Origin of the sequence: Pseudoxanthomonas winnipegensis (genome assembly GCF_030322905.1) — a bacterium.
GTDB lineage: Bacteria > Pseudomonadota > Gammaproteobacteria > Xanthomonadales > Xanthomonadaceae > Pseudoxanthomonas_A > Pseudoxanthomonas_A winnipegensis.
This window is the reverse complement of the sequence record NZ_CP095475.1, coordinates 1915435-1926595: the sequence shown is the minus strand read 5'-3', so window position 1 is coordinate 1926595 and position 11161 is coordinate 1915435. Positions and strand designations below refer to the sequence as shown.

The window sequence follows — 11161 nt, the reverse complement described above, 5'->3', positions numbered from 1 at the left end:
GCGGCGCCCGACATTCCTGTCAGGCAGGCCCCAGCGCCTGCGGTGGCCAGGCGCCCGAGGACACCGGACGCAGCGCCGCCGAGGTGCGGAAGGCCTCGAAGGTCTGGGTGATCAGCGCCGGCTCCACGTCGCGGGTGATGAACACCAGGCGCGAGCCGCGATCTTCGTCGGGCCAGGCCGGCAGGGCCTGCGCCGGGTGGAACAGCTGCTGGACCGCATGCACGACCAGCGGCCCCGCCTGCCCTTGCACGTGGACGAGGCCCTTGATCCGCAGCAGGGCCGGGCCGAGCATGCCGACCAGCGTGTCCAGCCACAGGCCCAGCACCTGTTCGGCGATGGGCTCCTCGATGCGGAAGCAGAAGGCCTGCACGTGGTCGTCGTGGCGATTGGGGTCCGGCGCCGCGGCCTGCGCTTCGAGCTGGCGCATGCCGAGCTGGAAGGCGAAGGCCGGCGCGGCCGGCAGCGGCAGATAGGCCTCCTCGTTCAACCAGGCCACCACGTCCGGCTGCTTGCCCTCGACCGAGAACAGGCCCAGTCCCAGCAGCGCCGCCGCCGGCACCTGTCCGTGACGCACGCGATGGCGCGGCGCTGCCGGATTGAGCCGGCGCAGGCGCTGCTCCAGCGCTGCGCGCGCGGTGTCCTCCACCAGGTCGTCCTTGGTCAGCAGCAGCACATCGGCGATGGCCACCTGGCGCACCGCTTCCTCGTGCCGGTCCAGGCTGGCATGGGCGGTGGCCAGATCGACGGTGGTCACCACGCCGTCCAGCACATAGCGGCCGGCCACGTCGGGATGGCCCAGCAGCGTGTGCACGATCGGCACCGGATCGGCCAGGCCGGTGGTCTCGATGACCACGCGCCGGAACTGGCGCCGCCCCTGGCGCGCGAAGCGCCACGGCGCGTCGCGCAGCACCTCCACCAGATCGGTGCGCACGTTGCAGCACAGGCAGCCGCCGCCCAGCTCCAGCACGGTCTGCTCGCGGCTGTGGGCCACCAGCAGATGGTCCAGCGCCATCTCGCCGAACTCGTTGACGATCACCAGCGCGTCGGCCAGCTCCGGCTGGCGCACCAGCTGGTTGAGCAGCGTGGTCTTGCCGCTGCCCAGGAAACCGGTCAGCAGCGTGACCGGAATCTGCTCCGGCTCGCGCACCGCGCTCATGCCGCCTGCTCCAGCGGCGCGCCGGCCCAGGCCACCGCGTCGTGCGCATGCAGGCTCTCGGCATGGGTGACCTGCACGCCGGGCCGCGCGTAGCGGCCTTCCAGCGCCGCGAGGATGCGCCGCGCCGCATCCTCGACGAACATCAGGTTGGCGCCGTTGGCGATGGCGAAGGCCTGCTCGTCTTCGCGCTTGACCGCCGTCTGCACCGGCGTGCCCAGCGCCGCCTCGACCCGGTCGATCAAGGCCAGCAGGCCGAAGCCCGCCGCCTCGGCCGGCACGTCGATGGCCACCTGCGCCACGCTGCGCTGGCTGTGCGGCGTGGCCAGGCTGGCGTTGGCGCTCAGCCAGCGCGTCACCTCCTGCGTGTCCACCGAGGCCCGCGCCTGGAAATCGCGCAGGAAGGCATCGGCCACCACCGCCCGCGCCAGCGCCGCCGAGCACGGACAGGTGGACGAATACGTCACCGCGACCTGCACGCGCAGCGCCAGGCCACCGCCATCCAGCCTGGCCGCGATCCGCACCGGATAGGTCTTCCAGCCGGCCAGCCCGGGCGTGCGCAGCGCGGGTCGGCGCACGGGCAGCGCCAGGCCCAGCTGCACCCGCGCGCGGCGGCTGCCGCAGTCGGCGTGGCTGTGGATCATGGCGCTGAGCAGGGCCTGCACCCGCGCCGGGCTCAGCGGCGCCTCCACGCCGAGGTGGTCCAGCTGACGATGCAGCCGCGACATGTGGATGCCCTTGGCGCGCGCGTCCGGCAGGTCGACCTGCGCGTCCACGCGCGCATCGAGCAGGCGCTGGCAGCCCGGTTCGTCCAGCCGCAGCGGCAGGTCGATGCCGCCCATGCCGACCCAGGACAGCGGCGCCGGCTGGGACGGCGATTCATCGAGACAGACATCGGGCAACGGCAGCGACATGGGCCTTAAGAACGAAGAAGAAGGAAGGGGCACGCCGCGCGAAGCGACGTGTCGGCAGGCCCTCAGTCCGCGGCCGGCCAGCCGGGGAAGGGATTGGGCCACTGCAGCCAGGCGTGGACGCCGCGGGCCATCTCCGCATCGGTCAGCAGGCAGGCGTCGAAACGCGCGCACAGGGCGTCGCGGTCCATGTCCATGCCGATCAGCACCAGCTCCTGGCGCGCATCGCCGACGCCCTCGACCCAGTGCGCGCGGATCGTGCGCACATGGTCCGGATCGTCCGGCCAGCGCTCCGGCGGCACGGCCGCCCACCAGTAGCCGGCGGCCTTGTGCCGGGCCACGGCGCCGGCCTGCGACCACTCGCCGGCCAGGGTCGGATGGCTGGCCAGCCAGAAGTGGCCCTTCGAACGCAGCACGCCGGGCCATTCGCTGTTGACCCAGGCGTGGAAGCGCTGCGGGTGGAACGGCCGGCGCGCGCGGTAGACGAAGCTGTCGATGCCGTATTCCTCGCTTTCCGGCACGTGCTCGCCGCGCAGCTCCTTGAGCCAGCCCGGCGCGGTGGCGGCCTGGTCGAAATCGAACAGCCCGGTGTCCAGCACGCGTTCCAGCGGCACCACGCCGAACTGCGCCGGCTCGATCCGCGCGCGCGGGTTGAGCCCGCGCAGGATCGCCATCAGCCGCTGGCCCTGCCCGGCATCGACCAGGTCGAGCTTGTTGAGCACGATCACATCGCAGAACTCGATCTGCTCCACCAGCAGGTCCACCACCGTGCGCGCGTCCTGTTCGCCCAGCGATTCGCCGCGCCGCTGCAGGCTGTCGCGCGAGCCGTAGTCGCGCAGGAAATTGAACGCATCCACCACGGTGACCATCGTGTCCAGCCGCGCGACCTCGCCCAGGCTGCGGCCGTCGGCGCCTTCGAAGGTGAAGGTCTCGGCCACCGGCAGCGGCTCGGAGATGCCGGTGGATTCGATCACCAGCTGGTCGAAGCGGCCGGCGCGCGCCAGCCGGTCGACCTCGACCAGCAGGTCCTCGCGCAGCGTGCAGCAGATGCAGCCGTTGCTCATCTCCACCAGCTTCTCGTCGGTGCGCGAGAGCTCGGCCCCGCCCTGGCGCACCAGGTCGGCATCGACGTTGACCTCGGACATGTCGTTGACGATCACCGCCACGCGCCGGCCTTCGCGGTTATTGAGGATGTGGTTGAGCAGGGTCGTCTTGCCGGCGCCGAGAAAGCCGGACAGCACGGTGACGGGCAGCTTGGGAGCGTGGGAATCGGGGGAGAGCGACATGGCGATGGCTTGGTGGGAAGCCCGGCGCGCCGCATCGGCGTGCGCCCTTGGGCGAATGAGAAGGGGCTGAGACCGGACGGAGGCCGGAAGTCGTTTTGTTACTTTATAACATCTACGACGAGGCGTTCAAATCCTGGAAACGTATCGCGCAGCCAGCTGCGCCGCAGCTCAAAGCGCTCCGGGCCGTGAGTCGACTCCGTGGCCCAATGCGTCTGTCAACCTGATTGACTTAATTCAAGTTCACAGCAAAGATGCGCCCCGTCCGGCGCCGCTGACCCGTCGCCTTCCCCTGCCCGTCCCGCGCGACGGCGGCCTTATCGCCGCCCGGGCGCAGGCGCGTGCGCCCTGCTCCTTGCGATCCATTCGATGACCCAGATCACGCTGCGCTCCCCCCGCCTTCCCCGCCTCCTCGCGCTCGCCGCCGCCACCTCCGGCCTGGGCGCGCTCCCCGCCCACGCCGAGGACGTCCCGCCCGACCAGGCCACCACGCTGGACACGGTGCGGGTCGCGGCGAAGCGCAATGAAGCCCTCGAACAGGCGCGCCAGGCGCTGGCCCGCGTCCCCGGCGCGGGCAATGTGATCGACCTGACCCAGGTGGGCGATGGCCGCGTGGCCGGCACCGCCGACGTGCTGGCCTACCAGCCCGGGATCTACGCGCAGTCGCCGGGCAACGAAGGGGTCAAGGTGTCGATCCGCGGCTCGGGCATCAACCGCGCGCCGGGCGCGCACGCCTCGGGCGTGTCGGTCTCGCTGGACGGGCTGCCGCTGACCTTCTCCGGCGGCACGCCGTATGAGCTGATCGAGCCGCTGTGGATGAGCCGGGTCGAGGTGCTGCGCGGGGCCAACGGCTTCGACCGCGGTGCGCTGACCCTGGGCGGGGCGATCGACTACGTCAGCCGCAGCGGCCTGGATTCGCCCGGCACCGAGCTGCGGCTGGAGGGCGGCAGCTTCGGCTACCGCAATGCCAGCCTGGGCGTGGGCGGTGTCGCGGGCGACTTCGACTACTACCTGGGCCTGGTCGACAGCCGCACCGACGGCTACCAGGCGCACGCCAGCGGCAGCGGCAAGGGCGCGATGGCCAACTTCGGCTGGCAGCTCGGCCCGGACCTCAGCACGCGCCTGATCCTGCGCTACCGCGAGACCGAGCACGACACGCCCGGCCGCCTGACCCGCGCGCAGCTGCGCGACGATCCGCGCCAGGCCAATCCGGCCAACCTGGCCATCGACGCGCGCCGCCCGCAGCCGGGCAGCACCTGGATCGGCAACGTCACCACGCTGCGCATCGACGAGGCCTCGACCCTGCAGGCCGGGCTGGTCTATCACCACTTCCCGATGGACCTCAACGAGAGCCTGTACCGCCAGCAGCTGGACTACAGCGACCTGGGCGCCACGCTGGACTACACCCACCGCCACCGCCTGTTCGGCCGCGAAAGCGTGACCACCGTCGGCCTGCGCGTCACCCACGACCTGGACGCCAACGTGCGCGAGACCCTGCGCTTCGCCCGCAACGGGTATCCGGCCGGCACGCTGACCCGGCGCTTCGAACACCTGGGCACCGATGCGGTGCTGCATGTCGGCAACGACCTGGCGCTGACGCCGGCGCTGCACCTGATCACCGGCCTGGCGGCGGTGCATACCAACCGCGAGGTCGCGGTGACCTGGCCGGCCAGCGGCGGGCGCCTGTCCGCGCACGACTGGGACAGCGCGCCGCGTCTGGGCTTCACCTGGCAGGCCAGCCCGCAGCTGCAGCTGTTCGGCAACCTGAGCCGCTCGGTGGAGCCGCCCCACCCGTGGTCGATGATCTGGGGTTCGCCGTTCTACTTCCCCGCCGGCAGCGGCCCGGCCACCGGCCGGCAGAGCACGCCGGTGCCGCTGCGCAACCAGACCGCGACCACGCTGGAGCTGGGCGCGCGCGGCGAGAGCGCGCTGGGTCGCTGGGAGCTGACCGCCTATGACGCGCAGGTGCGGCACGAACTGCTGAGCGTGGAACTCCAGCCGGTGCCCAACCTGGTGGTGGCCGAATCCAACGCCAGCCCGACCCGCCATCGCGGCCTGGAGGCCGGGCTGGACAGCACGCTGTGGCAGGCCGACGCCGGCCGCCTGTCGCTGCGCCAGGCCTATACCTTCAGCGATTTCCGCTATCGCCACGACGCGCGCTTCGGCGACAACCGCCTGCCCGGCCTGCCGCGGCACTTCTACCAGGGCGAGCTGCGCTACGACCATCCTTCCGGCGCCTATGCCGCGCTCAACGCCGAATACGCCTCGAAGATGGCGGTGGATTACGCCAACAGCTTCTGGGCCGATTCCCACGTGATCTTCGGCGCGCGCATCGGCCTGGACGCGCCGAGCGGGCGCTGGCAGACCTGGGTCGAGGCCCGCAATCTCGGCGACCGACACTACGCGGCCACGGTCACGCCGGGCTACGACGATGCCGGCAGCGATGCGGCGCGCTCGACGCCGGGCGAAGGCTTCGGCGTCTATGCGGGGCTGCGGCTGCGCTTTGACTGAAGCGCAGGCCGCTCAGCGGCCGAACACGCCTTCGACGAAGGCCTGCGCGGCGAAGCGCTCGCCGATCAGCCGGTGCGTGGCCGTATCCGGATGCAATCCATCGGGCAGCGGCAGCGCCTCGGCGTCGGCCTGCCCGTACAGGGCCAGGCCATCGAGGTAATGCAGGTTCGGATCCTGCGTGCGGCGCTGGGCGACCAGGTCGGCCAGCGTGCGGCGGATCACCTGCAGGGTCAGCTTGCCGCGCGCGACCTCGGCCGGATCGCCGGAGGCCAGCAGCCGCCATTCGCCGCGGGCGAGCGCGGCGGTGTCGGGCAGCGTGGGGCCGGGCGTGGTCTCGTGCATCGGGCAAAGGATCGGTGAGATCAGCAGCAGCGGCGTGTCGGCGTGGCCCTCACGGATGGTGTCGAGAAAGCCATGGACCGCCGGCCCCAGCGCACGCAGGCGCATCAGGTCGGTGTTCACCAGGTTGATGCCGAGCTTGAGGCTGATCAGGTCGGCCGGCAGGTCGCGGATCGTGCGCGCCACGAACGGATCCAGCAGCGCGCTGCCGCCGAAGCCCAGGTTGGTCAGCGCCACGCCGCCGCGTGCCGCCGCGATCGCCGGCCAGATCGCATGCGGCGCCGTGGCGCTGCTGCCGTGGCTGATCGAACTGCCGTGATGCACCCAGCGCCGCCGCGTGTCCGTGGCGGCGGGCTGCAGCGGCGCATCGCTGTGCAGCGCGATCAGCTCGGCCGCTTCATCGTGCGGCAGCCACAGCGTCAGCGTCTTGTCGCCCTCGGGAAGATCGTCGAAACGCAACACACCCGGCGCGCCCTGCTCACGCACAGCGCTGCCGGCGGCCATGTCGATCGTCAGCGTGTGACCGCCGGGCAGCGACGCCTGTGCCAGCACCTGCTCGCCCAGCATCAGGACGTAGACCCCGTCGGGCCGCGCCGGCAGGCCGGCATAGACGCGCCGCGTGCGCAAGGCGTGCAGTGCGACGGCCGTGGCGCGGGTGCGGAACACCAGCCGCACGCCCGAGGGCTGGGCCTCGGCCATCGCCAGCTGCGGATCGCCGCACTGCGCGCGAGCCCACGCCGGCAGCCGGTGCGGCACCACGCCCAGCGCGGTGGATGAGATCTCGACCGCGCCCTGCAGCAGCGCGGCGGTGACGGGTGTGGTGATGGGAAACGAGGTCATGCGAACAACTTCAGGCACGTAGCATCGCGCCCAGTGTATGGCCCGGACAACGGCGGGGCCTGCATGCCCTCGCGCGTTCGACACATGCCTTACGGGCACATGGGCCGATCCGGCGTATTCGCCGTGCTTCAACGTGGAAGGACGGCACTCGCGTCGCGCGCGTCGACCAGTTCCACCACCCAATCGATGAACGCCCGCAGCTTGCGGTTGGGATGGCGGTTGGCCCGGTAGGCGATCGAGAGCGGCATCGGCTCCAGCCGCCAGTCGTCGAGCAGCCGCACCAGCGCGCCCGAGGCCAGCGCCTCGCGGGTCATGTAGTGCGGCAGACAGAGCAGGCCGAGCCCGGCGGTTCCCGCGGCCAGGCAGGCATTGCCATCGTCCAGGGTGACGGCCGGGCGGACACGCGGCATCAGGTGTTCGTTTCCCTTGTGCATGGCCAGTTCCAGCACCTTGCCGGTGCGCGGGGAACGAAACCCCACGACCCGGTGCGCCGCCTGGGTCAGCGCGTCGGGATGGGTGGGCGTGCCATGACGCGCCAGGTAGGACGGTGCGGCGTAGAGGCCTATCTCCAGCTGGCCCACATGCCGCGCGACGAGCGAGGGATCGGTGATCACGCCCGCGCGCACCACGCAGTCCACCTGTTCGCCGATCAGATCGACCGCGCGATCGCTGACGCCGATGTCGAAGCGGATGTCCGGATAGCGCGCCAGGAAATCCGGCAGCGCCGGCAGCAGCACGAAGCGCGCCCAGGGGCTGGGGACATCCACGCGCAGGCGGCCACGCGGCGCCGTCGTCGCGGCCGCCAGGCTGTCTTCCGCGTCTTCGATGTCGGCCAGCACGCGCACCACCTGCACGTAATAGGTCAGCCCGTCCGCGGTCGGGCTGACCCGGCGCGTGGTGCGGTTGAGCAGCTTGACCTGCAGGTGCGCCTCCAGCTGCTGCACGAGCTGTGTCGCGCTGGTCTTGCTGATGCGCAACGCGGCCGCCGCCTTGGTGAAGCTGCTCGCTTCGACCACGCTGGCGAACACGCGCATCGCCTCGAGTCGGTCCATCCTGCGTCCTCCGTTCGCGCATTGTTTGCGCTGCGCGAATAGTGATACCGCAATCGCCCGGTTTTTCGCGCGATGGCCGACCCCTAGAGTGCCTCCTCCCGGCCCAGATGGCCGCTCCAGAGACGAACAACATGCATACGCGCGACGTGGTCTTCCCCGAGGGCCGGCAGGCGCTCTACACGCAGCACCGCTACGCACCGGCCGTGCGCAGCGGTGGGCTGCTGTTCGTGTCCGGGCAGGTCGGCAGCCGCGAGGACGGCTCGCCCGAGCCGGACTTCGCCGACCAGGTCCGGCAGGCGTTCGCGCAGCTGCAGGCGACGCTGAAGGCCGCTGGCTGCGGGCTGGACGACGTGCTCGACGTCACCACCTTCCACACCGATCCCGAGCGCCAGCTCGAGACGGTCCTGGCGATCAAGGACGAGGTCTTCCCGCAGCCGCCCTATCCCGCCTGGACGGCGGTGGGCGTGACCTGGCTGTCGGGTTTCGACTTCGAGATCAAGGTGATCGCCCGCCTTCCCGGCGCGGCGGATCCGGTCTGACCCGGCCTATCGAGCGCGCTGAACCGCCGCTTCACGCCCTCGCCTGCCACGGCCGAAGACGCGGAAACAGAAAGGTTGCCGACAGCTAGGCGGGCCCATGCTCGCCGCCGCGATCCAACCTGCCCGGAGCTGCATCATGCGTGCCGTCCGTCCCACCTCCCTCGCGCGCGTGCCGCGCGTCCCCGCCCTGCTGGCGCTTGCGGTGGCCGCCGCGCTGAGCGGCTGCCCGCAGACCCAGACCGCCGCCCCGGCGCCGCCGGCGCAGGCCGCGCTGCCTCCCGCCGCGGCGCCGGCTCCGGCCGCGCCGCTGCCCGATGCGCAGGATCTGTATCGCCTGGTCGCGCCGATCGCGCTGTTCCCCGATCGCCTGGTCGCCCAGACCCTGGCCGCGTCGGTCTACCCGGTCCAGGTCACCCAGGCCGACCAGTGGCTGCACGACCAGTCAGGCCTGTCGCCGCAGGCCAGGATGCAGGCGGCCAACGCGCAGCCCTGGGACCCGGGCGTCAAGGCGCTGACCCAGTTCCCCGACGTGATGGACCAGCTGGCCGGCAACCTGCCCTGGACCACGGCGCTGGGCCAGGCCTACGCGGCCGAACCAGGCGATGTGCTCAATGCGGTGCAGGTGATGCGCCAGCGTGCGCAGGCCTCGGGCCATCTGCGCGACACGGCCCAGCAGCGGGTCAGCGTGGTGCGCAGTGCGGCGGCTCCGGCCAGTGCGGTCGCGACCGTCGTGCCCGCGCCGGCGACCACCATCATCATCGAGCCGGCCCAGCCCGAGCGGGTCTATGTGCCGCGCTACGACCCGGACGTGGTCTATGGCGAACCGCTATACGTCCACCGCGTCTACGGCTACCGGCCGCCGCCGGCCTGGAGCACGGGCGATCTGCTGGCCACCGGGGTGGTGTCCTTCGGGCTGGGCGTGCTGGTCGGCAGCAGTTTCCACGGCGGCTGGGGCGGTCCGCCGCCGCCCCCGCCGCCGCCCTGGGGCTGGCAGGCCTGGGGCGTGGCCTGGCATGCGCGGCCAGGCATTCCGCCTTACGTCGCCTACCAACAGCAGCGCTTCGCGCCGCCGCCGGTGGTCGTCCAGCGCATCAACCAGCGCACGACGGTGCAGAACATCAGCTACGACCTGCATGGCCATGCCACGGTGATCAACAACCACGGCACTCTGGTCAACGCGCCGCAGCATTTCGGTGCGCCTGCGCCCGGGACGGCCATGGCGATGCCGCACTTCAACCGCGCCATGTGGCAGGCCGGGCAGCCGGTGCATGCGCCGCCGCCCATGTCCGGGATGGCGCAGGCGCTGCCGGCCAGGCTCAGTGCGCCGCGTCCGGCGGCGCTGATGCCGCCCGTTCCCGCGGGCGAACGTGTGGCGGGGTTCCATGGCAACCCGCCGCCGCATGCGCCCATGTCGGCGCCGCGTGCGTTCGCGATGAATACGCCTGTGCCTCAACCAGCGCGGATGGACATGGCGCGCGCGGCGGCGACGAACGGTCCGGGGCCGGGCGACGACCGGCATGCGCGGCACGAGGCGCCGGCGGCGTTCGCGCCCATGGCCGCCAGCGCGCGTGCGCCGGCGCCGATGCCGCACTGGGAGAATGCGCGTCCTGCGCCGCCGCGCGCCGAGCCGCGTCCCGAACAGGCGATGCGCATGCCGCCCCCGGCCTGGGTCAGCCGCCAGAGCGAACGGCCGTTCCCGGCCCAGATGCCGCGCCCGCCGCAGCACGGCAACGACCACGCCAGCAACCGCCCCGCTCCGCCGCGCGACAACAAGCGGCATCACGAGCACGGCTGAGCGCAGGCTCCTCTTCTGATCGAGGGATCGCGGCGTCTGCGTGTCCAGGCTTCGGAGGCGCAACGGTCCGGCGGATGGGTGCTGCTTTTCCCTTGTCAGATCATCTGCCCCGCCTAAACACCCCCCTCGTCGTTCCCGCGAACGCGGGAACCCAGGGACTTTCGGTCGGTGCACCGAAAGCAGGCTCTTCTCGCGATCCTGACGTCGCGTTGCAGTTGAGCGTCTTGGCTTCGGAAGGGCAGCGGTCCGGCGGGCGGTGTCCGCTTATCCCTCGATCAGGGCATCCTGCCCTGACTCGGGCGCTCGGCATCCTGCCTCGCTAGGCGCGGCCCCCGCCCGCCGGACCGCTGCTGCGCGCATCACGCCGAGGACTTCGGATCGAAAGTCGAAAGGCGTTCTGACTGATCCATCAGCCGGCGTCTCGATTGGGCCGGTTAGGCTGAGAGCGGGCCTGGACGGTTCGTCGCAGCAGCAGGTGCGATCAGCCTTTGCGAATGCCCAACCCTGTGGGAGCCGCCATGGCGGCGATGGGGCTTCCCCGGTAGAGCCTCATCGCCGCCATGGCGCTCCCATCTGTAGAGCGGAGCTCGCTCCGCTGCTCTTCGTTCGGTTCGTGGGGAAGGCCCCAGCGGAGCGAGCTCCGCTCTACAGAAGTGCGGCTGCTGGAGTTGAGGAGACAGTTGCTCCCACCGCAGCATGAAGCGCGGTCAATCCACCCCATCTCAGAGGCGGCCCTGG

Annotated in this window: 8 protein-coding genes; 3 read left to right on the top strand and 5 right to left on the bottom strand. The window is 71.5% G+C overall.

Annotation, left to right across the window (positions count from 1 at the left end; translation table 11 throughout):
• Positions 1–19: 19 nt before the first annotated feature.
• From MWN52_RS08560 to zigA, 3 genes are all read right to left on the bottom strand, one after another.
• Positions 20–1156 carry a CobW family GTP-binding protein gene (locus tag MWN52_RS08560; protein WP_286577465.1) on the bottom strand — a complete coding sequence of 379 codons (1137 nt, stop codon included), beginning with the start codon at positions 1154–1156 and terminating at the stop codon, positions 20–22.
• Positions 1153–2067: a GTP cyclohydrolase FolE2 gene (gene folE2, locus MWN52_RS08555; RefSeq protein WP_286577464.1), complete on the bottom strand. Its 915-nt coding sequence runs from the start codon at positions 2065–2067 to the stop codon at positions 1153–1155. The genes MWN52_RS08560 and folE2 overlap by 4 nt, the downstream gene beginning before the upstream one ends.
• 62 nt (positions 2068–2129) lie before the next feature.
• Positions 2130–3350: a zinc metallochaperone GTPase ZigA gene (gene zigA / locus MWN52_RS08550; RefSeq protein ID WP_286577463.1), complete on the bottom strand. Its 1221-nt coding sequence runs from the start codon at positions 3348–3350 to the stop codon at positions 2130–2132.
• A gap of 366 nt (positions 3351–3716) precedes the next feature.
• Here zigA and MWN52_RS08545 point away from each other — a divergent pair, with 366 nt between their 5' ends.
• Positions 3717–5858: a TonB-dependent receptor family protein gene (locus MWN52_RS08545; protein WP_286577462.1), complete on the top strand. Its 2142-nt coding sequence runs from the start codon at positions 3717–3719 to the stop codon at positions 5856–5858.
• A 12-nt stretch (positions 5859–5870) separates the two neighbouring features.
• On the opposite strand, the gene MWN52_RS08540 is transcribed toward MWN52_RS08545, so the two are convergent.
• Together MWN52_RS08540 and MWN52_RS08535 are read right to left on the bottom strand one after the other, a co-directional pair.
• Positions 5871–7037: an SGNH/GDSL hydrolase family protein gene (locus tag MWN52_RS08540; RefSeq protein WP_286577461.1), complete on the bottom strand. Its 1167-nt coding sequence runs from the start codon at positions 7035–7037 to the stop codon at positions 5871–5873.
• Between the two features lie 128 nt (positions 7038–7165).
• Positions 7166–8089 (bottom strand): LysR family transcriptional regulator, encoded by a 924-nt coding sequence (locus MWN52_RS08535; protein WP_286577460.1) that lies wholly within the window; start codon positions 8087–8089, stop codon positions 7166–7168.
• Positions 8090–8220: 131 nt separating this feature from the next.
• On the opposite strand from MWN52_RS08535, the gene MWN52_RS08530 reads away from it, so the two are divergent.
• Entirely contained in the window at positions 8221–8628 is a 408-nt protein-coding gene (locus MWN52_RS08530) for a RidA family protein (protein ID WP_286577459.1), read from the top strand.
• 136 nt (positions 8629–8764) lie between these two features.
• Positions 8765–10423 (top strand): DUF3300 domain-containing protein, encoded by a 1659-nt coding sequence (locus MWN52_RS08525; RefSeq protein ID WP_286577458.1) that lies wholly within the window; start codon positions 8765–8767, stop codon positions 10421–10423.
• The last annotated feature ends 738 nt before the right edge of the window (positions 10424–11161 follow it).